Below are 22,616 nucleotides of genomic sequence, written 5' to 3' on the forward strand. Positions count from 1 at the left end.
GTTTCGGAGCAGAGGGTGTGCAGAGTGTTCAGGAATTGAGCAATCCGCAGAGCGTGAAGACTGCAATGGGTGAGGGAACACAAGGCGTGAGGCCGCTGCGTACCGCAGCAGCGGTTGCAGCGAGTTCAAGCTTACTTGCGCAGGAGTCTCAAGCCGTTGCCCACGACCAGCAGACTGGCGCCTGCATCGGCGAACACGGCCATCCACATCGTGCCGTAGCCCATCAACGTGAGCGTCAGAACCACTGCCTTCAGGCCGAGCGCCAGGGCAATGTTCTGTACCAGTACCGAGTGCGTCGCCTGCGAGAGCCGGATGAAGAGCGGAATCTTGCGCAGGTCGTCGTCCATCAGGGCGACGTCTGCGGTTTCGATGGCGGTGTCAGTGCCCATCGCGCCCATCGCGAAGCCGATGTCTGCGCGAGCAAGCGCCGGGGCATCGTTGATGCCGTCGCCCACCATGCCGACCGTCACGCCATTGGCCGACAGCCCTTCTACGGCCTTGAGCTTGTCTTCCGGTAACTGGTCGCCGAGTGCGCGATCGATGCCGACGAGGCTCGCGATGGTTTCGGCCGTGTGCGAGTTGTCGCCGGTCAGCATGGCCGTTTGCACCCCCAGCTTGTGCAGGTCGGCAATCGCGGCGCGACTGCTGTCCTTCACCGTGTCGGCGACGGCGAAGAGGGTCAGCACGCGTTCTTCGTCCATCAGCATGACGACGGTTTTGCCTTGGCGTTCGAGCGTGTCGAGCCGTGCTTCGAGCGCTGTCGAGCAGCGGCCGAGTTCGTGGACGAGGCGGTGGTTGCCAAGCAGATACGGCGTGCCGTCGATCATGCCGCGCACGCCGCGTCCGGGAATCGCCTCGAACCCGCTAACCTTCAACCACTCGATACCGTCGGTTTTGGCCGCGCTCGCAATCGCCTGCGACACCGGATGATCGGAGCGACCAGCGAGACTCGCGGCGAGGCTGCGGCAGCGGGTGAGTGCGACATCCTCCGCACGCATTTCGAGGTCCGTCTGCACCGGTTTGCCGTGGGTGATCGTGCCGGTCTTGTCGAGAGCGAGCCACTTCAGCTTGCGGCCCTGCTCGAGGTACGCGCCACCCTTGATCAGGATGCCCTGGCGGGCGGCGGCCGCGAGACCGCTCACGATCGTCACGGGGGTGGAGATCACCAGCGCGCACGGGCAGGCGATCACCAGCATCACCAGCGCCTTGTAGACCCACTCGTGCCACAGGCCGCCGAACAGCATCGGCGGGAGGATCGCCACAGCCAGCGCGACGGCGAACACGATCGGCGTGTAGACGCGGGCGAACTGGTCGACGAAGCGCTGCGTCGGCGCTTTGGAGCCTTGCGCTTCTTCGACCGCGTGGATGATGCGAGCAAGCGTGGTGTTGCTGGCGGCGGCCGTCACGCGGTAGTCGAAGGAACCGCTCTGGTTGATCGTGCCGGCGAATACGGCGTCGCCTTCGGCTTTGTCGACCGGCAGGCTTTCGCCGGTGATTGGCGCCTGGTTCACGCTCGAGCGGCCTGCGACGATCTCGCCATCAAGTCCGATTCGCTCACCCGGCTTTACTCGCACGATGTTGCCCAGTGTGACCGATTTGATATCGACAGCGCGCCAGCTGCCGTCGGGCTGCTGGACGGAGGCTTCTTCGGGCGTCAGTTGCATGAGGCCCTTGATCGCGTTGCGGGCGCGGTCGAGAGATTTGGCTTCGATCAGTTCGGCGATCGTGAACAGCACCATTACGGTGGCAGCTTCTGGCCATTGCTGCAGGACCAGCGCGCCGGTGACCGCGATGCTCATCAGCGCGTTGATGTTGAGGTTGCCATTGCGGATGGCGAGCCAGCCTTTCTTGTAGGTGGCGAGGCCGCAAGACAGCACAGCGACGATGGCCAGCACCGCCGCGAGCCACGCGGGTGCGCCGAGCCAGCTAACCGCTTCCGAGCCCACAGCGGCCGCGCCGGCAAGTGCCAGCGGCCACCACGGCTTGTGCGGCTCGGCGGGTGGATTCGTGAGCGGGGCGGTTGCGTCGGCCAGTTGAGGTTCGAAATCGAGCGAGCGCAGGCTCGCCAGAATCGAGCCGAGCGCCTCGGGGGCATGCACGACCGTAAGCACGCGCTGCATCAGGTTGAAGTCGAGGCTGCGCACGTAGGGCATCCGTCCGAGCTTCTTGCGGATCAACGCCTCTTCGGTCGGGCAATCCATCTGCATGATGCGGATCGCGGTGCGCACGTTAGCACCGATGGCTTCGGGTCCAGAAAGCTTGGCCAGCGCGACGGGGGCGGTAGAGCAGCAGGCGTCGGTGTGGTCGTGGGCGTGCTCATGTGGCGAAACCCGCTCCGGATGGGCGTGAGCGCACGACTCCCCGTGCTCGTGACGGTGCGTTTCTGCGTGGCTGGCGTGAGGCATGGTGGCTTCCTGGCTGGATTTGTGGTCTAGTAAACACCTTGAAGCCACTACAAGGTCAAGGACGCAATCCGGAGGCTCCATGAAAATCGGCGAACTCGCGAAGATTGCCCACTGCACCACCGAAACCATCCGCTTCTACGAGAAAGAGGGCCTGTTGCCCGAAGCGGACCGCACCGAAGCGAATTACCGCAGCTACGCGGCGCGCCACGTCGAACGCCTGCGTTTCATCCGCAACTGCCGCGCGCTCGACATGACGCACGACGAAATCCGCGCCCTGCTGCGCCTGACCGACACCCCAGCCGACGGCTGCGGCGCGATCAACACGCTGATCGACGAGCACATTGCGCATGTCGATACGCGGATCGACGAGCTCAAGCAACTCAAGGCGCAATTGACGTCGTTGCGCGAACAATGCCAGATCGAACAGGCCGTCGAGGATTGCGGCATCGTCCACGGACTCACCGACATGGAAGTGAGCGCCCCCCGTTCGCGGCATACCCATCTGGGTTGAGCGGGCGCTGACCCGGTCGGACCCATTGCCCGGCAGCACGCGCGCGACGCCTGCTGCCGGGCCGCACCATTAAACGAATCGAAGTTGGAGAATCAACGTGTTCAAGTGTAGAAACCAGTCCTGCGAAGCGCGATGGGAGCAGGCAGACGTCGTCATCAAGAACGAGGGCCAGGGGCTCCTGTTCCGCTGCCCGATGTGCGGCGCACGCAATTACGTCGAGCGCTTCGACGCGGACGATGGCTCGGTGGTCTACGAGCAGATCGATGGCCGTCCCCTCCAGTAAGCCCAGCCGAGCCCTCGACACATGAACAGTCCCACGACCACCGCCGCGCCTCCGGGCGCACCCTTCAGCCTGCTACCGCTGGCGCCGGCGATGCTCGCCAATCTCACGCAACTCGGCTACGTCGAGATGACGCCGATCCAGGCCGCGAGCCTGCCGATCGCGCTGGCCGGCAACGATCTGATCGCCCAGGCGAAAACCGGTAGCGGCAAAACCGCGGCGTTTTCGCTCGCACTGCTGGCGCGCCTCGACGCGCGCAACTTCGACGTGCAGGCCATGGTGCTGTGCCCGACGCGCGAATTGGCCGATCAGGTCACGCAGGAAATCCGCCGCCTCGCGCGCGCCGAACAGAACATCAAGGTGCTGACGCTGTGCGGCGGCACGCCAATGCGTCCGCAAACCGCGAGCCTGGAGCAAGGCGCGCATATCGTCGTCGGCACGCCGGGGCGCATCATGGATCACCTCGAGCGCGGCAGTCTCGCCCTCGGCGCGCTGAACACGCTGGTACTCGATGAAGCCGACCGCATGCTCGACATGGGTTTCTTCGACGACATCGCGACCGTCGTGCGTCAGTGTCCGAAGGAGCGCCAGACGCTGTTGTTCTCCGCGACGTACCCTGATGGCATCGTCAAGCTGAGCCAGCAGTTCCTGCGCAATCCCAAGGAAGTAAAGTTGGAGGAGCGGCATGACAACAGCAAGATTCGTCAACGCTTCTACGAAGTGACGGAAGACGGCCGGCTGCACGCAGTCGGGTTGCTGCTGAATCACTACCGCCCGGTGAGCTCGCTGGCATTCTGCAATACCAAACAGCAATGTCGCGATCTGCTCGACGTGCTGCGTGCGCAGGGCTTTCATGCGCTCGCACTGCACGGCGAACTCGATCAGCGCGAGCGCGATCAGGTGCTGATCCAGTTTGCGAATCGTAGCTGCTCGGTGCTGGTAGCGACTGACGTTGCCGCCCGTGGGCTGGACATCGCGCAGCTCGAAGCGGTGATCAACGTCGATGTGACGCCGGATCCCGAGGTGCACGTGCATCGTATCGGCCGTACGGGACGCGCCGATCAGGAGGGCTGGGCACTGAGTCTCGCGAGCATGAACGAGATGGGCCGCGTCGGCAGTCTCGAGCAGGCGCAGGGTCGTGAGGTGGAGTGGCATCCGCTATCGGAGCTGACATCGACCAGCAATGAGCGCCTGTTGCCGCCGATGGAAACGCTGCAGATTCTCGGCGGCCGCAAGGAAAAGATCCGTCCGGGCGACGTGCTCGGCGCGCTGACCGGCGAAGCGGGTTTCGCCGGCTCGCAGATCGGCAAGATCAATGTGACGGAGTTCTCTACGTACGTTGCGGTTGAGCGCAGCATCGCACGCGATGCGTTGCGCAAGCTTAGCGCCGGCAAGGTGAAGGGCAAGAAGGTCAAAGTCCGCATGATGGACGAGTAAGCATCACGAACGGCGGCGCTTACTCCCGGCGACCGCTATCGTCGCGCGCTGCCTTGCTCTTCCAGTGCAGCCAGAAGTGCGTTGGTCTGTTCCAGCAGCGCCGTGTGATAGGCCGACGGCATTTCGACGTCGTCGGTGATCGACATCGTGTCGTTGACGCCGTGGCGGAATATCCGTGTGATCTCATCGCATTGCGCCGCGGTCAGTTGCGGCAACGTCGCGTCAAAGAACCTGCACAGCACCATTGCGCGGGCGCCGATGCGGGAAACCGCGTTGCTGTTCGACACGGCGAAACTTGCGTAGGCGCTCAGAAGTTCGCCAGTGACGTTCGTGGTGGTTGTGCTCATCAGAACGCCTCCCAGGTTGGATCTGACTTGTGCGGTAGCGCAAGCGGTTCAGCGGCTGGCGAGGTTGCGGGCGCTTGCCGGATTGCTTTTAACCTCGCGGGCGCCTTCGATATCTTCCGCACGGGAACGAGTGGCCGGTTCTCCGCAACCGGCATGCGCGACACGGAGGACTCACGGTCGTCGAGCCTGAACGCCGACACCGCCCCCTGCAGATTGTTCGCCTGCTCTTCGAGGGAATGCGCCGCCGCAGCGGCCTCTTCGACGAGCGCCGCGTTCTGTTGCGTGACTTCGTCCATCTGGCCGACTGCCTGGTTCACCTGCTCAATGCCGCGACTTTGCTCTTCAGACGCCGCCGCGATCTCGCCGACGAGATCCGAGACCTGCTGGATGGCCTGCTTGACCTGGCGCACCGTTGCACTGACTTCCGTGGCCTGTCTGGCGCCGTCCTGAATCGTTGCCACGGACGAGCTGATCAATTCCTTGATTTCTTTCGCGGCGGCGGCCGAGCGCTGAGCCAGACTGCGGACCTCGCTGGCCACCACGGCAAAGCCGCGGCCCTGCTCGCCCGCTCGTGCGGCTTCGACCGCTGCATTCAGCGCAAGAATATTGGTCTGGAAAGCAATGCTTTCGATGACGCCGGTAATGTCGGAAATCTTGCTCGAGCTACTGCTGATCTGATCGATCGTCCCGACCATGGCCTGAACGGAATTGTTGCCTGTGTCCGCTATATCGGTCGCGTGCATGGCGAGGGTGTTCGCCTGGCGCGCATTGTCGGCGTTCTGCTTTACCGTCTCCGTCAACTGCACCATGCTGGCAGCGGTTTCTTCAAGCGACGCCGCCTGTTGTTCGGTGCGCGCGGAGAGGTCGGTATTGCCGCTTGCGATTTCGCGTGACGCGACAGCAACCGAGGCCGTAGACGATTTAATCCCGCGAACCGTATCGCTGAGATTCCCGTCCATTTTCCTCAATGCTTCGAGCAACTGACCAAACTCGCCTCGCGAATCGACGGTGACGCGATTTTCCAGTTCACCGTTTGCGATATGGTTCGCCACGTCAATCGCCCTGTTGAGCGGATTTAAAATCGTGCGCAGCAGGTAGGTGGATATTCCCACGGCAACAACAATGCCGGCCACGAGCAGACCGATCGCGATCCAACGCGTAGTTGCGAAGGTAGCGTCGCTGTCGTCGACAAATTGTTTGGCCTGAGCCAGGTTGAGTGCGGCGTCCTCGTCCAGAGCATTGTTCATGGACGTTGACACCGCAAGAACGTCTTCGATTGCAGTACTAGCCGCATCGAAATTCCCTGCGCTAGCTGCAGCTACGGCCTGGTTCGTTGACGCCGTGAAGCGCGGCAGCATGTTCTTGATGCGCTCCGCGATCTCATGTTCCTTGTCGCTGGATATCCCGCTTGAATAGTAGTGATTCCACGATTTATTGAGCTGTTCAAAATACGTGGCGATTGCCGCGGCGTACTCCGCTGTCCTGGCCGGATCGTGGAATACCTGAATGCGCCTTAGCATAAGGCGCACATTGAGTTGGGCTATGCGAACTTCCGATAGATCGGAGATCGGAACGGTGTTGCCAACGTATCCGTTGGCGACGTTCGAATTGACTCTGGAAAGCCCGAGTATCCCAAACAGGCCGATAGCAGCCATGAGTACAACGCACGCGCCGAACGCGAAAATGATCTTGATTCTGATTGTTTGCACCAGCTTGTCCGTGTCGCGTTCATCGAATTGATGCCATTTTTTGTCACCGCGAGGTTTTAGATCGCGGTCTGTTACCGATAGTAGCGGTACGGAAACGGCGTGATGCGTTTGGACATGCGTGGTAAGACTTTGGTAGGGGCGTGCTTAATCTCTGGTAGGGATATGCTCGTTGGGTAAGCGCAATGAGGCTTGTGGGTTTTCCGCTCCCCTTAGTCCGACCCACCACCGTCCGTCGAATCGGACTGGATCAGCGCACGGACCGTTAGATAAACCACGGGCAGATCGTCATCGTCGCGTCTCCAGTCGACCGGCTCGTCAAGATCCGAGCCGGCCAGACGGCTGTCGCCGAAACGGACGAACATCTCCCGGACGTGCTCTTTATTTCTCGCCCGGAAGCCGGGATTCTCGAACACCAGTTCGTCGATCGTCTGCAGGGTGCGCCAGGTCGGCAATCCACTGCCGATCGGATAAGCGCGACGACCGCTATTCAGATGACGCCTGGCGACTGTGACAATGACCTGCTGAAGGTCGAGCGATGCGCTGCGGAGCGCGCGTTCGAGGGCAATGGGATCGATGTTTCGGACATCTTCGTCGAAGGCCGTGGCATGGGTCATGGTCTTATTTTCCTTGTAGCGTGGGGCGATGCATTTGCTTCAAAGGTGTTTCGATTGGGGCGGGCAGCGCTGTGCGAGCAACTGGCGAATCTGGGCGAGATGGGTGTCGCCGACCGTGCAGTCTTCGATGGGGCGAAAGCGTTGGCGTGGCATAGGCGGGCGCACGCCGAGATAGCGGCATACCGCGGAGAGGTACGGCTTTCCGTTGCCTCCGAGATGTCGTGCGGCAGCAGCCACCCGAGCGTCGCCGGCATGCTTGCACAGCCAGGCGAGTGTTTCGCGGTCGTCGTCGTTCAGGATGCGGATAAGCTGGTTCATTGCTCTACCCCTGTATGAACATACATACTGTAAATTTATACAGTATTTTGGGAAGATGCAAGGGGAATTGGAGGGCGAGTTACTCCGATCCGACGGGGGTCGGCGCTTTGGCGAGGGGTGGACGAGCAGCGTTTCAGGCGAAGCGGAAGGCTGTTGGCAACAGGCTCGTTTTGTGGACTGGCTTGGCGCACGTCGTCGCGGAGTTGCGCCCCAAGGTATGTGGGCACGCAGTGTCAACGAGTCTCAGAAAGCAAAAAGCCCGGTCGCAAGGACCGGGCTTTTTGCTTGAATTTCTTTGGTGGGGCGTGAGTGACTCGAACACTCGACCTACGGATTAAGAGTCCGCTGCTCTACCAACTGAGCTAACGCCCCCAACAGACTGCGAATTATGAAGGACTTTTTTTAAGTTGCCAAGGCCCCTTTAGCAGATTTCTTAAAAAATTCGTGACGCCGGTCGTTTGCTTAACCGCCGGGCCCACGATATGCCAAAAACGCGCACTTTCTACCGTCCCGGTATTATGTTGCCAGACCATGCCGCGCGACGCCTCACGCGGTTCAACGGGGATAAGCGATGGACGACAAAGCGATAGCAGAGTTACTCGACCGCGTGCTGGCGCCGTGGGTGCGCACGCTTGCCCTGACCCCCGTGAAGGTCGACGAGGAAAGTGCGACGATGCGCCTGCCGTTTTCCGGCGAACTGCGCCACTCCGGCGGCGTGATCTGCGGCCAGGTCTTTATGGCGGCCGCCGATACGGCGATGATCGTTGCCATTTCCGCCGCCCTCGACGGCTTCAAGCCAATGACCACCGTCTCGCTGAACATCAGCTTCATGCGCGCAGTGCGCAAGGGCGACGTGCTGATCACAGCACGCGTGTTGCGGATGGGCCGCAACCTCGTATTCGGTGAAGTCGAACTGTTCGACGAGGACGGCAAGATGGCGGTCCACGCCACTACCACCTACGCGCTGCTCTCCTAAGCATTGCGCGTCAGATTCCAGGGAAAAACGAAGAATGTTCGATCAGGTCGTATTCGCGGGCGGTGGCAATCGCTGCTGGTGGCAGGCGGGATTCTGGGACATCGTGCAGCCGGAACTGAAGATCCGGCCGCGCGTGATCACCGGAATTTCGGCGGGCGCGGCCACGGCATGCATGCTCTACACGCGCGATTCCGACTGGGTCATGCGCTACTACGAAGACGCACTGCGCCACAACACCCGGAACGCGTACTGGGGCAATCTGCTACGTCGCGAGTCAGTGTTTCCTCACTATCGGATCTATCGCAAGGCACTCCTAGACATCTACGGCGAGAAGTTTGCGTCACTCGCGCAGGCGCCGGAGATCCGTATCGGCGTGTCGCATCTGCCGCGTTGGCTCGGTGCACGCAGTGCGGTCGCTGCGGGCCTGATCGCGTACAACATCGAGAAATACGTCCGCAAGACGCTGCATCCCACGCTCGGTCAGACGCTTGGTTTCCACCCGGAATTCGTGCGGGCGCAGGATTGCGCGAATGTCGAGGATCTCGCGGACCTGATCCTGCAATCGTCGTCGACGCCGCCTTTCACGCCGGTCTTGCGACGCAACGGCCGGCCGGTCCTCGATGGCGGGATGGTCGACAACGTGCCGGTCGGCGCGCTCGATGAAACTCCGGGCAACGTGCTGGTGATGGTCACGCGCCTCTATCCGCGCCCGCAGATGTTCGTCGTATCGCACGGCGCCCAGCAGCGGCTGTATGTGCAGCCGTCGCGCAAAGTGCCCATCTCCAGCTGGGATTACACGAGCCCGTCGCAGATGCAGCACGCGTACAACCTCGGCCGCGCGGACGGTGAGCAGTTCCTTGAGCACATGCCGCAGTTGCTCGAAGCCGCGCTATACGATTGATCTGACGGCAAAGCCGGCAACGGGAGGGGGCTCGGCGGCCAAGATCAGTACAAACGCAAAGGCCGCGGCCTCGTCCCTTACCGTCGGCGCCCACCCTGCAACGCCTCAGGATTCGCCACGCTCGACGTATCGCCCGCGTCGAACGCCAGAATATTCTGGAACGCCGCGCTGAAATACAGCTCGTAGCTCTCACGCTCGACATACCCGATGTGCGGCGTGCAGATCACGTTTTCCATCCGCAGCAGGCTGTAGCCCTGCAGAATCGGCTCGCTTTCGTAGACGTCTATCGCCACCATCCCCGGCCGGTTGCGCGCCAGCGCATTGACCAGCGCGTTCTCTTCCAGCAGTTCGGCCCGGCTCGTATTCACGAGCAACGCAGTCGGCTTCATCCGCAGCAGGTCTTCCTGCTTGACGATGCCGCGCGTGTCGTCATGCAGACGCAGATGCAACGACAGCACATCGCTCTGTTCGAACAGCGCCTCGCGGCTTTCGGCGACACCGTATCCATCGGCACGTGCCGCTTCGAGCGTGCTGCCACGTCCCCACACCAGAACGTTCATACCGAACGCCTTGCCATATCCCGCAATCAGGCGGCCGATCTTGCCGTAACCCCAGATCCCGAGGGTCTGACCACGCAGAACCTGGCCCAGACCAAAGTTCGGCGGCAGCGCCGAGGTCTTCAGCCCTGACTGTTGCCAGGCTCCTTGCTTAAGGTTTGCTACGTATTGTGGGATGCGCCGCTGCGCAGCCATGATGAGAGCCCAGGTCAGTTCGGCCGGCGCGATCGGCGAACCGCTGCCTTCCAGCACGGCGATGCCGCGCTCGGTACAGGCGGCCAGATCGACATGGCTCGACACCTTGCCGGTCTGGCTGATCATGCGCAGATGCGGGAGTTTATCGAGCAGTTGCGAGTTGATGCGGGTACGTTCGCGGATCAGCACCAGGGCATCGACTTCCGACAGGCGGCTGGCCAGTTGGCCCAGGCCACGCACGGTGTTGTTGAACACCTTGACGTCATGGTCGGCGAGCAATTGAAAGCAGTCGAGCTTGCGAACGGCGTCCTGGTAATCGTCGAGGATGGCAATCTTCATAGTCTTGGTGTTTTGCGACGCACCATGACGGTGCGGAACGGAGTGTTAAGCTGGCTGTCCCACCATGTGAGGTAGGTCACACGCTGGTTTGGATGGATGCCTTATCGTAGAAAGTGCCGCGAAGATGGCATCACCACGCAAAGGCAAGATTGAGATCGTTTTTAACAGTTTGTTGCGTGTCGATGCAAGCCGCTTTACAGACGGTTGCAGAGGCTGCTTGCAGACGGCGCAGCGCAACAGGCTGTATGGCCTATCACGACCTGCACAATCGTGCGCCGGTTGGCCGGCGCAACTGGATTGACGCCTCTCGCACGCAGCGTCGTTGGGCCTGTACCGTTTTTCTTTTTGCTTACAAACGAAACGGAGACAGCTCGATGAATCATCCCGCTTTTGCAGGACTTCCGGCCATTGAGGCGCGTGGCTGGGTCAAAAACCGCAAACTGATCGACTGGGTGGAGCGCGTCGCGGCGCTGACCAGGCCAGACCGGATCGTCTGGTGCGACGGCTCGCAGGAAGAATACGACCGTCTGTGCGCGCAGATGGTCGCGGCTGGCACGCTCAGAAAACTCAACCCCGCCAAACGTCCGAATTCCTATCTCGCGTGGTCCGATCCGTCGGACGTTGCGCGTGTCGAGGACCGGACTTTCATCTGCTCGCAGCGTCGCGAAGATGCTGGCCCCACCAACAACTGGATTGCGCCGGCGGAGATGCGCTCGACGCTCGACGGCCTGTTCGACGGCGCGATGCGCGGCCGAACGATGTATGTGGTGCCGTTTTCGATGGGTCCGCTCGGCTCCCCGATTGCTCACATCGGCGTCGAACTGAGCGACAGCCCTTATGTGGTCACTAACATGCGCATCATGACGCGCATGGGCCGCGAGGTGTACGACGTGCTCGGCACTGACGGCGACTTCGTGCCGTGCGTCCATTCGGTGGGCGCACCGCTCGCCGCCGGGACGCAGGACGTGCCCTGGCCGTGCAACGACACCAAATACATCGTCCATTTCCCTGAACAGCGCGAGATCTGGAGCTACGGCTCAGGCTACGGTGGCAACGCGCTGCTTGGGAAAAAGTGCTTCGCACTGCGCATTGCCTCGACGATGGGCCGCGCGGAAGGCTGGCTCGCCGAGCACATGCTGATTCTCGGTGTGACCTCGCCGGAGGGGCGCAAGCACCACGTGGCGGCAGCGTTTCCGTCCGCCTGCGGCAAGACCAACTTCGCGATGCTGATTCCGCCGGACGGTATGAAGGGCTGGAAAATCTCGACCATCGGCGATGACATTGCATGGATCAAGCCGGGCAAAGACGGTCGCCTCTACGCAATCAATCCTGAAGCTGGCTATTTCGGCGTCGCGCCGGGCACCAGCGAGAAAACTAACTTCAATGCGATGGCGACGCTGAAGGAAAACGTCATCTTCACCAACGTGGCGCTGACAGACGATGGTGACGTCTGGTGGGAAGGCATGAGCGACGAGGCGCCCGCGCATCTGACGGATTGGCAGGGCAAAGACTGGACGCCAGCTATTGCGAAGGAGACCGGCCGCAAGGCGGCGCATGCAAATGCGCGGTTCACGGCGCCGGCAGCCCAATGCCCGTCGATCGATGCGGACTGGGAAAACCCGGCCGGCGTGCCGATCGATGCATTCATCTTCGGTGGACGGCGCTCAACCACGGTCCCGCTCGTCACCGAGGCGCGCAACTGGGTCGAAGGCGTCTATATGGCGGCCACGATGGGCTCGGAAACGACCGCAGCGGCTGCGGGACAGCAAGGCGTCGTGCGGCGTGACCCTTTCGCGATGCTGCCGTTTTGCGGTTACAACATGAGCGACTATTTCGCGCACTGGCTGAAAACCGGCGAGCGGCTCGAGCAACTGAACGCGAAGCTGCCGAAAATCTTCTGCGTGAACTGGTTCCGCAAAGGCGCAGACGGCAAGTTCGTCTGGCCGGGCTTCGGCGAGAACATGCGCGTGCTGGGCTGGATGGTTGGCCGGATCGAAGGCGTGGCGGAGGGCGAAGAACATGCATTCGGCGTCTCACCGCACTACGAGGACATCGACTGGCGCGGTCTCGATTTCACCAAGGCGCAGTTCGAACAGGTGATCTCGGTCGACGACGCAGCGTGGCGTGCGGAGCTCGCCCTACACGCGGAATTGTTCGACACACTGCAGCAAAACCTGCCAACGGCGTTGCGCGACACCAAAACGGCGCTTGAGGAACGACTTACTACCTGATTATGTGAGCACTCACTCCTGCACTAAGACCGCCTTCGGGCGGTTTTTTGATTTTCCACCACACGCGCCCCTATTTCAGTCCGATTCGGACCGCTTATCGCGGAGCTTTCGCTGTTCCGGCAACGAACATAGTCCTCAGTGCACCGCAGCATATTGTTTCTTCGAGAGGAACAATCGATGCGCATCGACTACGCTAAGGAGTACGGTGATATGAAACCTAATAAAAAACCGTGTTCTTGAGCAACTTCTGCACGAATTCAGGAGTCGTAGGAGAATTCCCAGTTCGCTTCACTGCTCACATTGGTTTGGTCAGGGAGCTGTAACACGGCAGGAGTTGTCTTATGGATCATTTGCAATCAATGCGAGTTTTCGTCCGGGTGGCGGATCTCGGCAGTTTTGCCCGCGCAGCCAGCGCGATGGATATTTCCAACGCTGTGGCCACTCGCCACGTAGCCGATCTCGAAGGCCGTCTCGGTACCCGTCTGCTCAACCGTACGACCCGCAGCCTTTCGCTGACCGAGTCGGGTCAGGTGTACCTGGAGCGCGCCCGCCAGATTCTCGACGAACTGGAAGACGTGGAGCAGATGGTGGTGGCGCGCAATCACGAACCGGTTGGCAGCTTGCGCATTGTCGCGCCGGTGGTGTTCGGGCTGCATAACCTGGCGCCGGTGTTGCAAACCTACGCCGAGCGCTATCCGAAAGTGATTCCCGATGTCACGCTGGTCGACCGTCAGGTCGATCTGGTTGAAGAAGGTTTCGACGTGGGCGTGGTGATCGCGCGGCAGATGCGCAGCGCGAGCATCGTCACGCGGCGTCTGACCACGGGTTGCATGACTGTGTGTGCGACGCCCGCGTATCTGGAGAAGCACGGCACGCCGACGCGTCCTGAGCATCTGCTGGAGCATCCGTGCCTGTCGTTGCCGTCCGAGTATTGGGGCGATGAGCGGGTCTTTACCGGTCCGGATGGCGAAGTACGGGTGCGTCCGACAAACGTGATCGTCGCCAACAACACGGAAATGCTGCGTCAGTTCTCGCTGCTCGGCATGGGCATTGCGATTTTGCCAAGCTACCTGATTGGCCGCGACATGACGCGTGGCCGGCTCGTGCGTCTGCTGGGCGAATACCGCTTGCCGCAGGTCGAGATCAACATTGCGTACCCGAGCCGCCGCCATTTGCCAGCCAAGGTGCGTACGTTCATCGACCATCTGGTCGAGCACTTCAGCCAGACGCCGAACAGCCTGCTCGGTGAGCAGTGGATCAAGGACGGTCAAGGATGGCCGGTCTCGGTTTCCGGCGTGGATTCGGAGATGATGCCGCCGGAAGCGTTCGACGGTGCGGAGCCCTTGTCGCGATTGCTGGATAGCGAGATTTCGCCGAAGCTGCCGTCCAAGACGCCGTCTTCACCACGGGCTCGGCCGGCGGTGCTGTCGCCGCTTTGAGATGCGCTTTGAATCGGCTCGGTAGGTAAGAAAAAGGCACAGCTTCCTCGCGGAGACTGTGCCTTTTTTAGTTTCTGCGCGGTGACTTACGTCACCGACTTCATCGCAGTTTCGCGCCGTGCGGCTGTACTTGGATTTGCTCCGTGCTCAGGACGCGCTTACGAGCCAGTCTTGCGCGCCGGAGCCTTCTTTGCAGGCGCTTTCTTGGCCGCGGCCGTTTTCGTAGCTGGCGCTTTCTTCGCTGCGGCCTTCCTGGCCGGCGCAGCCTTCTCCGCCACCACTACGTCGTCGTCCGTTTCCGTCGCAGTACCGGCTGCTGCTTTAGCCGCAGCAGTCGCTGCGGTCTTGGCAGCAGTTTTCGCCGACGGCTCCTTCTTCTCGAACTCGAAGCCGATCTTGCCGTCGCTCTGCTTGACGAGGAACGCCTTGAAGTTGCGGCCGGTGCGCGACGACTTGAAGTTCGTCAGCAGATCGGTGCGACCTTCTTCCAGCAGCTTGCCCATCTGCTCGCGCGTGATCTCCTGCTGCAGAATCACCTTGCCGGAGCGGAAGTCGCAAGTCTTCGGATTGGCGACCGAGTTCTCGCAGACGTAGCTCATGCCGTGCTCGAACACATGCGCCTTGCACTTCGGGCAGGCGCCCACCGGCTGCTGATCGGAGAAGTCAGGGACCTCACCGTCTTCGCCGCCGGAATCCTGGCCGAAGTCGAATTCGAGCTTGTAATTCTTGATCTCGTCGTCGAGCGAAAGCTTGAGGATTGCCGAGAACGGTCGCCCCATCTTGCTGCGGAAGCCCGACAGCGGTCCGATGGTCTTGTTCTGCAGCAGTTCTTCCACTTCCGGAATCTCGAATTGGCGCCCGCCGGGAATCTTCGAAATCGAAAACTCGCACTTCGAGCACGCAAAGCGCCGGTAGTTTTCCTTCACCTGACCACCGCAATTCGGACACGGCGTTTCCAGCGTGGCGTAGTCGCCGGGGATCGTGTCCGAGTCGTACTCTTTCGCGCGCTTGACGATGGTCTGAGTCATGCGGGCGATTTCCTGCATGAACGCGTCGCGATGCAGGTTGCCGCGCTCCATTTGCGAGAGTTTGTACTCCCACTCGCCGGTCAGTTCGGGCGCGGTCAATTCCTTGACGCCGAGCCCACGCAGCAGCGTCATCAACTGGAACGCCTTGGCGGTCGGAATCAGGTCACGGCCTTCGCGGATCAGATACTTCTCGCCAAGCAGACCTTCGATGATCGCGGCGCGCGTCGCCGGCGTGCCGAGGCCCTTTGCTGCCATGGCCTCGCGCAGCTCGTCGTCCTCGACCAGCTTGCCCGCGCCTTCCATAGCCGACAGCAACGTGGCTTCGTTGTAGCGGGCCGGCGGTTTGGTCACCAGTTGTTGTGCGGCGATCTTGTCGGTCTTGACCTTCTCGTTCTTCTGGACCGGCACGAGATTGGCATCTTCGCCGCTGATCTCGCGGCCATAGACCTGCAGCCAGCCCGGTTCGACCAGCACCTTGCCTTCGGTCTTGAAGTGATGGCCGACAACTTCGGTGATCCGCGTCGTCACCTTGAATTCGGCGGCCGGGAAGAACACCGACAGGAAGCGCTTCACGACGAGGTCGTAAAGCTTCTGCTCCGGCTCGGACAGATTCTTGGGCGCCTGCAGGGTGGGGATGATTGCGAAGTGGTCGCTGATCTTCGAGTTATCGAAGATGCGCTTGTTCGGCTTCACCCAGCCCTTGTCGAGCACCTGTTTGGCGAACGGCAGGTAGTTGTTGCTTTCCTTGAGCATGCCAAGCGTCTGCTTGACCGTGTCCATGTAGTCTTCGGGCAGCGCGCGCGCATCGGTACGCGGGTACGTGAGCACCTTGTGCCGCTCGTACAGTGCCTGAGCCAGACCCAAGGTGTTCTTGGCCGAGAAGCCAAAACGGCCGTTTGCCTCACGCTGCAAACTCGTCAGGTCGAACAGCGCCGGCGACAGTTGCGTCGTCGGCTTGGATTCTTCCGTGACCGTGCCGGTCTGGCCGCGACAGGCGGCGACGATCGTCTCGGCGGCGGGCAGCGCCCAGAGGCGCGAGTCGCGCTTTTCCGGGTCGAACTCGTCGCGCTTGAATTTCGGGTCGAACCAGCGGCCTTCATAGAAGCCCGCTGCGCAGACGAAGTCCGCTTTCACTTCCCAATAGTCGCGCGGCACGAAGCGGCGAATCTTTTCTTCACGTTCGACCACGATCGACAGCGTCGGCGTCTGTACCCGCCCGACCGTGGTCAGGAAGAAGCCGCCGCCCTTGCTGTTGAACGCCGTCATGGCGCGCGTGCCGTTGATGCCGACCAGCCAGTCGGCCTCCGAGCGGCACCGTGCGGCGTCCGCGAGCGGTTGCATTTCTTCGTCGCTACGCAGACGGGCAAAGCCGTCGCGGATGGCCGCAGGGGTCATCGATTGCAGCCACAGTCGCTGGACTGGCTGTTTGGCTTTGGCGTGCTGCGCGATCAGGCGGAAAATCAGCTCGCCTTCGCGCCCCGCGTCACATGCATTGATCAGGCGCTCGACGTCCTTGCGCTTGAGCAGCTTGGTCAACACCTTGAGCCGCGATTCGCTTTTTGCAATCGGATTCAGGTCGAAATGCGGGGGGATGACGGGCAGATTGGCGAAACTCCACTTGCCGCGCTTGACTTCATATTCTTCGGGCGCGGCGATTTCGAGCAAGTGGCCGACTGCCGAGGAAAGGACGTAATCGTCACTTTCGTAGTATTCGTCATGCTTGGTAAAACCGCCCAAAGCCCGCGCGATGTCATTCGCGACGGAAGGCTTTTCGGCGATGATCAGTGCTTTGGACATGACTGGATATGAGTTGGTAGATCCGGGTTTAGGCCTTGGGCTTACGACCCCTAGGTTTGCGACCCATTAACGACCGCTTTATAGCACACGCCGTGAAAGGGGCGTGTTAAGTGCCTTAAAAAGCGGCCCATCATAATTGCGTGTCTATCTATTGGGCAAGCGGCGGCAGACGCACTGCAGACTGTTCGCAACGCCCGTGCCGTAAGACTGCGGGTCAATATGCGCCGTTCAGGCCACCGCCAGGGCTGGCCTCAGCTTCGGCGCGCCGGTTACGCCGGGCAACGCGGTCAGATCGGCCAGCATCCGGTCGACGATGGCCGCCTGTGGCAGCACGGTGCCGAAAAACCGCGTAGTGATGCCGTCCTCTATCAGAATCGTAGGAAAATTTTCCACGTCCAGGTCGTCGAAGCGGTCGGCGTGGGTTTCGATGTCAATCCATGCGAAACAGATTTCGGGATGCTTGTCCGCCAGCCGATCGAACGCGTCACGGTATTCCCGGCAGGTTCCGCACCACTCCGCGCACAGGCACGCCACGAACAGTGTTTCGTGGTCGTTGACGCGCTCGGCGATCCGGTCCTGGTCGGTGTCGAGGTTCAGCGCGGGCATGTCGGTTCCTTGCGTACTGGTATCAGGTGCTTTGGCGCGAATGTAGCATGGCGCGTACTCTGCCGCGATTAACCCTGCGCTCAGCCGTGGCTCGCCCGGGCAAACTGGCCGCCCGGTAAAACCGTCAGATGGCCGGCCAACTCGAGCTGCAGCAGGGTGCTTTGTAATGTTGCTTCCTGCATGTCGGTGCGGGCGGCAAGTATTTCAAGCGTCGCGGGCGCATAACCGAGGGCCGCGAGGAGCTTTTGCGCCTCTGGAGCGAGCTCTGAGGCGTCGGTCACGGCCGCGGCGGGTTTGGGCGTGGGTGTCTGCCGTGACTGCTTCCCACTCTCGAACAAGGCAGCGATATCGCCCTTAGATGGCGGTGGTGCGACGAATCCAAGCTCTTCGAGTATCTCCCCCGGCGTCTCGACCAGTTTCGCGCCCTGTTTCAGCATTCTGTGGCATCCGCGCGACAGTGGCGCGTGGATCGAGCCGGGCAGGGCGAACACGTCGCGCCCCATTTCGTTGGCGAGACGTGCGGTGATGAGCGACCCAGAGCGCATCGCAGCCTCGACGATCAGCACGCCACCAACCAGCCCTGCGATTAGCCGGTTGCGCTGGGGGAAGTTGGCTGCGCGTGCAGGCGTGCCGAGCGGCCATTCTGAAACGATGACTCCTTTGGCCGCAATCTGCCGTGCGAGCAACTGATGCGCGGCCGGATAGACGAGATCAGCACCGGTGCCGATCACGGCGATCGTGCTGCCGCGACCGGTCAGCGCGCCACGATGCGCCGCCCCGTCGATGCCGAGTGCAAGCCCCGACACAACCACCAGCCCGGCCTCCGACAGCGCGCGGGCGAACCGCTCGGCGTCCTCGACGCCTTGCGGTGTGGCACTGCGGCTGCCGACGACCGCGACGCCCTTCGCGTGCAACAGATCAAGCCTGCCTTTTATATATAGCAGCGCGGGCGGATCGGGCATCGTCAACAGCGCAGGCGGATAGGCCGGGTCGTCGAGCGTCACGATGGCATTGCCGGGCAGCTCGCGCCAGGCAAGCACCGCGTCCAGATAGCACGTGAAATCAGCGCCCGGCGGCGCGAGTGCTGCACGGGCGGACGCCTCGTCGGTGGCGGCCGCGAGTAGCGCAAACGGCTGTTCGAGTATCGCGGCCGGCAGGCCGAAAGCGTTCAACATCGCGCGCAGCGCACCGGGCCTCAGACCGGGCGCCATCGAGAGGCGCAGCCACGCGGCAAGTTCGTTATCGGTTGTAGGGAGAGTCTGCATTGCTTATCCATCCTTGAGCACGGCCAGCGGGCAGGCGGGCGCCATGCTAAAATTTTCATCATCCGAAATCACTACAGCGCCGCGCCCACCCGCGCGGGCTCGTCGTTTGCGCAAAGATTGGCGCGTTGAATCGAACCGGTTCGACACCACCTATCCTCTGCGTAACGCGACGCTCCCACAAGCTAGCCGAATGGCCAGTGACGCGAGTGTTTGACCTTTCCGCCCGTCGGCGGCGCCTAAAACTAACTTCAAGATCATGGCTTTACTGAACATCATCAATTACCCGGACAAGCGCCTGCACAAGATCGCCAAACCAGTCGAAGCGGTCAATGAACGCATCCGCAGACTGGTCGCAGATATGGCCGAGACAATGTACGCGGCACCCGGCGTTGGGCTCGCGGCCACTCAGGTGGACGTGCACGAGCGCGTTGTCGTGATCGACGTATCCGACACGCACGACGAACTGCATGTGTTCATCAATCCCGAGATCATCTGGTCGAGCGACGAGAAGAAGATCAACGAAGAAGGTTGCCTGTCGGTGCCCGGCATCTACGACAACGTCGAACGTGCCGAGAAAGTGCGCGTGCGTGCGCTCAATGAGAAGGGCGAGACCTACGAGCTGGACTGCGAAGGACTGCTCGCGGTGTGTATCCAGCACGAGATGGATCACTTGATGGGGCGTGTGTTTGTCGAGTACCTGTCGTCGCTCAAGCAGACTCGCATCAAGAGCAAGATGAAGAAGCTCGCACACGCGATGTAATGCGCGTTCATTCCGACTACCGCCCCTGTACATGAGCCATTCGTTGCGCGTCATCTTTGCCGGTACGCCGGAGTTCGCTGCGGCGGCACTGGCCGCCATCCACGAAGCCGGTTTTCCGGTGCCGCTCGTGTTGACACAGCCCGATCGCCCGGCCGGCCGCGGTATGAAACTGCAGGCTAGCCCGGTCAAGCGTTACGCCGAGGAGCACGGTCTGAGCGTTGCGCAACCGCCTTCGCTGCGCAGGAACGGCAAATACCCCGCCGAGGCGACCGCCGCCATCGACCTGCTGCGCGCCACGCCGCATGACGTGATGGTGGTCGCGGCCTACGGGCTGATATTGCCGCAGGAAGTGCTGGACATCGCGCCGCACGGTTGCATCAACATTCACGCTTCGTTGCTGCCGCGCTGGCGCGGCGCGGCGCCGATCCACCGCGCCATCGAAGCGGGCGACACCGAAACCGGCATCACGTTGATGCAGATGGATGTGGGCCTCGATACCGGCGCGATGATCTCGGAGACCCGTACCCCGATTCACGACGACGACACCACCACCACACTGCATGACCGTCTGGCGGAAGCAGGTGCACGGCTAGTCGTCGAGGCGCTGGCCGAACTCGAGCGCAGCGGCAAGCTCGTAGCCACACCGCAGCCAGAGGAAGGCTTCACCTACGCCGAAAAAATCGCCAAGCACGAAGCGGCGCTCGACTGGCGGCGTCCTGCTGCCGTGCTGGCTCGTCAGGTGCGCGCGTTCGATCCGTTCCCGGGTGGCGTGGCGACGCTCGACGACACTTCGCTGAAGATCTGGGCCGCCGCGCCTACTCAAGCCCAAGGCAATGCGGAACCGGGCACGATCCTCGACGTCTCGCCGGAAGGCGTGCTCGTAGCTTGCGGAGAGGGCGCGTTGTGCCTCACGCAACTGCAGAAGCCCGGCGGCAAGCGTCTGCCGGTGCGTGAATTTCTGGCCGGCTCCACGCTTGCCCGCGGGCAGCGTTTCGCGTTGCCGGAACAAGAGTAACAGGCGTTCCGGCGCGCTTTCCATAGGCCATTCGGCCGACTCACGCGGCACGTCCGGGCGCGTTAGAATCATCGGTACTACGTGCCCGTTCCGAGCTCCCACAAAACCCGTCGTCTCGCGCCAGGCATCGGCGAGCCGCGGGCAGCTAGGACGCGACCGGCCACCTGCGTTTTTACCTTGAGGATTCGATGTTCGGCATCAGCCATTTTGGATTTTTCGTCGTTGCCGTTTTCCTGCTCAACGTCACGCCCGGGCCGGATACGGCGTATATCGTCGGGCGCAGTGTTGCCCAAGGGCGCGGCGCGGGCCTGACGTCGGCGCTGGGTATTTCCGCGGGCTGCTGCGTGCACTCGCTTGCCTGCGCGTTCGGGTTGACCGCGCTGCTGGCCGCGTCGGCAACTGCGTTCACGGTGATCAAGTTCGTCGGCGCGCTGTACCTGATGTATCTCGGCGTGCGGCTGATTTTCACCAAGCCCGCTACCGTTGACACGACGGGTGCGGCTGGAGCGGCGCGTGCGGCCGGCGCGCCGAAGTCGTTGCGGCAACTGTTTCTGCAGGGCTTCTGGACCAACGTCCTGAACCCGAAAGTGGTGCTGTTCTTCGTATCGTTTTTCCCGCAGTTCGTGACCACGGGCAGCGATCACAAAGCCTTGGCGTTCCTCACGCTCGGCGCGGTGTTCGTGCTGATGAGCATGGTGTGGAACAGCTTTGTCGCCTACATTGCGGGCAGCGTCACGCAGCGTTTTTCCGGCAAGCCGGCCATGAAGCGTTGGCTGGATCGGGGTGTCGGCAGTGCGTTTGTTGGACTAGGGCTCAAGCTCGCTACGGCTTCCCGGTGATTGAATTTTCCTTGCCCGTCCATATCTAACAATAAGCTTACAATGAAATCGCTGCCATCAGGCGGCAGTGGATATGAACCCGCATTCGGCGCAAGGAGTGGTGAACATGTTTAACTGGGTCAAAACCGCGATGTTGATGGCCGCGATCACGGCCCTCTTTATCGTGATCGGCGGAATGATCGGCGGCTCGCGCGGCGTGATGATCGCGTTCGTGATCGCGCTCGGCATGAACTTCTTCTCGTACTGGTTTTCGGACAAGATGGTCCTGCGCATGTACAACGCGCAGGAGGTCGACGAAACCAGCGCGCCGCAGTTCTACCGGATGGTGCGCGAACTCGCTACGCGCGCCAGTCTGCCCATGCCGCGCGTCTACCTGATCAACGAAGACGCGCCGAACGCGTTTGCCACTGGACGCAATCCGGAGCATGCGGCGGTCGCGGCGACCACCGGCATCCTGCGCGTGCTGTCCGAGCGCGAGATGCGCGGCGTCATGGCGCACGAACTCGCGCACGTCAAACACCGCGACATCCTGATCTCAACCGTCTCGGCGACGATGGCGGGTGCGATCTCCGCGCTGGCGAACTTCGCGATGTTCTTCGGCGGCCGCGACGAAAACGGTCGTCCGGCGAACCCGATCGCGAGCATCGCGGTGGCGCTGCTCGCGCCGATCGCCGGCGCGCTGATCCAGATGGCTATTTCCCGTGCTCGAGAGTTCGAAGCGGATCGCGGCGGCGCGCAGATTTCCGGCGACCCGCAGGCATTGGCATCGGCGCTCGACAAGATCCATCGTTACGCGAGCGGCATTCCGTTCCCGACGGCCGAAGCACACCCGTCGACCGCACAGATGATGATCATGAATCCGCTCGCGGGCGGCGGCATGGCCAGCCTGTTTTCGACCCACCCGTCCACCGACGAGCGGATCGCAAGGCTCATGGAAATGGCGCGCACGGGGCGCTTCGAATAAGCCGCGTCGCGCAAGTCGTGCACGAGTGCCAACCGGCAACCGTTGACGTCTGCCGGGCAACAAGCCGGGCAACTACCGAGAAG

Annotated in this window: 20 protein-coding genes and 1 tRNA gene; 11 read left to right on the forward strand and 10 right to left on the reverse strand. The window is 61.9% G+C overall.

The window, feature by feature from the left end:
• Window positions 1-131: 131 nt before the first annotated feature.
• Window positions 132-2,405: a heavy metal translocating P-type ATPase gene (locus P3T24_RS17535; protein ID WP_429436390.1), complete on the reverse strand. Its 2,274-nt coding sequence runs from the start codon at window positions 2,403-2,405 to the stop codon at window positions 132-134.
• Between the two features lie 79 nt (window positions 2,406-2,484).
• Between P3T24_RS17535 and cadR the strand changes: the two genes are divergently transcribed.
• The 3 genes from cadR (at window position 2,485) to dbpA (ending at window position 4,633) form a co-directional block, all read left to right on the forward strand.
• Complete coding sequence (gene cadR / locus P3T24_RS17540) at window positions 2,485-2,916, forward strand: Cd(II)/Pb(II)-responsive transcriptional regulator (protein WP_074263017.1); 432 nt, start codon at window positions 2,485-2,487, stop codon at window positions 2,914-2,916.
• Between the two features lie 97 nt (window positions 2,917-3,013).
• Complete coding sequence (locus P3T24_RS17545) at window positions 3,014-3,199, forward strand: hypothetical protein (RefSeq protein WP_074263018.1); 186 nt, start codon at window positions 3,014-3,016, stop codon at window positions 3,197-3,199.
• Window positions 3,200-3,220: 21 nt separating this feature from the next.
• The gene (gene dbpA, locus P3T24_RS17550; protein ID WP_429436394.1) at window positions 3,221-4,633 is read left to right on the forward strand and encodes an ATP-dependent RNA helicase DbpA; all 1,413 of its coding nucleotides are present in this window, start codon (window positions 3,221-3,223) and stop codon (window positions 4,631-4,633) included.
• Window positions 4,634-4,668: 35 nt separating this feature from the next.
• On the opposite strand, the gene P3T24_RS17555 is transcribed toward dbpA, so the two are convergent.
• The 5 genes from P3T24_RS17555 to P3T24_RS17575 form a co-directional block, all read right to left on the reverse strand.
• Window positions 4,669-4,980 carry a hypothetical protein gene (locus P3T24_RS17555; protein ID WP_254368739.1) on the reverse strand — a complete coding sequence of 104 codons (312 nt, stop codon included), beginning with the start codon at window positions 4,978-4,980 and terminating at the stop codon, window positions 4,669-4,671.
• Window positions 4,980-6,692, reverse strand: coding sequence for a methyl-accepting chemotaxis protein (locus P3T24_RS17560; protein ID WP_429436942.1), 1,713 nt, complete (start codon window positions 6,690-6,692; stop codon window positions 4,980-4,982). Before P3T24_RS17560 ends, P3T24_RS17555 begins: the two co-directional genes overlap by 1 nt.
• 206 nt (window positions 6,693-6,898) lie before the next feature.
• Complete coding sequence (locus tag P3T24_RS17565; RefSeq protein WP_429436397.1) at window positions 6,899-7,303, reverse strand: DUF2471 domain-containing protein; 405 nt, start codon at window positions 7,301-7,303, stop codon at window positions 6,899-6,901.
• A 39-nt stretch (window positions 7,304-7,342) separates the two neighbouring features.
• Window positions 7,343-7,621: a hypothetical protein gene (locus P3T24_RS17570; protein WP_074263022.1), complete on the reverse strand. Its 279-nt coding sequence runs from the start codon at window positions 7,619-7,621 to the stop codon at window positions 7,343-7,345.
• A gap of 296 nt (window positions 7,622-7,917) precedes the next feature.
• Window positions 7,918-7,993 (reverse strand) — tRNA-Lys (locus P3T24_RS17575).
• Window positions 7,994-8,192: 199 nt separating this feature from the next.
• Here P3T24_RS17575 and P3T24_RS17580 point away from each other — a divergent pair.
• Together P3T24_RS17580 and P3T24_RS17585 are read left to right on the forward strand one after the other, a co-directional pair.
• Window positions 8,193-8,597 (forward strand): PaaI family thioesterase, encoded by a 405-nt coding sequence (locus tag P3T24_RS17580; protein ID WP_074263033.1) that lies wholly within the window; start codon window positions 8,193-8,195, stop codon window positions 8,595-8,597.
• Between the two features lie 34 nt (window positions 8,598-8,631).
• The gene (locus P3T24_RS17585) at window positions 8,632-9,498 is read left to right on the forward strand and encodes a patatin-like phospholipase family protein (protein ID WP_074263034.1); all 867 of its coding nucleotides are present in this window, start codon (window positions 8,632-8,634) and stop codon (window positions 9,496-9,498) included.
• A 77-nt stretch (window positions 9,499-9,575) separates the two neighbouring features.
• Here P3T24_RS17585 and P3T24_RS17590 read toward each other — a convergent pair whose 3' ends face one another.
• Window positions 9,576-10,589: a D-2-hydroxyacid dehydrogenase family protein gene (locus P3T24_RS17590; RefSeq protein ID WP_429436399.1), complete on the reverse strand. Its 1,014-nt coding sequence runs from the start codon at window positions 10,587-10,589 to the stop codon at window positions 9,576-9,578.
• A gap of 374 nt (window positions 10,590-10,963) precedes the next feature.
• On the opposite strand from P3T24_RS17590, the gene P3T24_RS17595 reads away from it, so the two are divergent.
• Together P3T24_RS17595 and P3T24_RS17600 are read left to right on the forward strand one after the other, a co-directional pair.
• Window positions 10,964-12,820: a phosphoenolpyruvate carboxykinase (GTP) gene (locus P3T24_RS17595; protein ID WP_429436402.1), complete on the forward strand. Its 1,857-nt coding sequence runs from the start codon at window positions 10,964-10,966 to the stop codon at window positions 12,818-12,820.
• 341 nt (window positions 12,821-13,161) lie between these two features.
• The gene (locus tag P3T24_RS17600; RefSeq protein ID WP_074263037.1) at window positions 13,162-14,259 is read left to right on the forward strand and encodes a LysR family transcriptional regulator; all 1,098 of its coding nucleotides are present in this window, start codon (window positions 13,162-13,164) and stop codon (window positions 14,257-14,259) included.
• Window positions 14,260-14,417: 158 nt separating this feature from the next.
• On the opposite strand, the gene P3T24_RS17605 is transcribed toward P3T24_RS17600, so the two are convergent.
• The 3 genes from P3T24_RS17605 to dprA form a co-directional block, all read right to left on the reverse strand.
• On the reverse strand, window positions 14,418-17,084 hold the full coding sequence (locus P3T24_RS17605; protein WP_429436405.1) for a DNA topoisomerase III: 2,667 nt from the start codon (window positions 17,082-17,084) through the stop codon (window positions 14,418-14,420).
• Between the two features lie 228 nt (window positions 17,085-17,312).
• Entirely contained in the window at window positions 17,313-17,690 is a 378-nt protein-coding gene (locus P3T24_RS17610) for a thioredoxin family protein (RefSeq protein WP_074263039.1), read from the reverse strand.
• Window positions 17,691-17,770: 80 nt separating this feature from the next.
• Window positions 17,771-18,955: a DNA-processing protein DprA gene (gene dprA / locus P3T24_RS17615; RefSeq protein WP_429436407.1), complete on the reverse strand. Its 1,185-nt coding sequence runs from the start codon at window positions 18,953-18,955 to the stop codon at window positions 17,771-17,773.
• Window positions 18,956-19,211: 256 nt separating this feature from the next.
• Here dprA and def point away from each other — a divergent pair, with 256 nt between their 5' ends.
• The 4 genes from def to htpX all read left to right on the forward strand — a co-directional run bounded on the left by def (window position 19,212) and on the right by htpX (window position 22,533).
• The gene (gene def, locus P3T24_RS17620) at window positions 19,212-19,715 is read left to right on the forward strand and encodes a peptide deformylase (protein WP_074263041.1); all 504 of its coding nucleotides are present in this window, start codon (window positions 19,212-19,214) and stop codon (window positions 19,713-19,715) included.
• Between the two features lie 31 nt (window positions 19,716-19,746).
• The gene (gene fmt / locus P3T24_RS17625; protein WP_429436410.1) at window positions 19,747-20,730 is read left to right on the forward strand and encodes a methionyl-tRNA formyltransferase; all 984 of its coding nucleotides are present in this window, start codon (window positions 19,747-19,749) and stop codon (window positions 20,728-20,730) included.
• 188 nt (window positions 20,731-20,918) lie between these two features.
• Window positions 20,919-21,569 carry a LysE family translocator gene (locus tag P3T24_RS17630; protein WP_074263043.1) on the forward strand — a complete coding sequence of 217 codons (651 nt, stop codon included), beginning with the start codon at window positions 20,919-20,921 and terminating at the stop codon, window positions 21,567-21,569.
• Window positions 21,570-21,675: 106 nt separating this feature from the next.
• The gene (gene htpX, locus P3T24_RS17635) at window positions 21,676-22,533 is read left to right on the forward strand and encodes a zinc metalloprotease HtpX (protein WP_429406705.1); all 858 of its coding nucleotides are present in this window, start codon (window positions 21,676-21,678) and stop codon (window positions 22,531-22,533) included.
• The last annotated feature ends 83 nt before the right edge of the window (window positions 22,534-22,616 follow it).

Source organism: Paraburkholderia sp. GAS33, assembly GCF_050436645.1.
In the GTDB taxonomy this organism is placed as follows: domain Bacteria; phylum Pseudomonadota; class Gammaproteobacteria; order Burkholderiales; family Burkholderiaceae; genus Paraburkholderia; species Paraburkholderia phenazinium_B.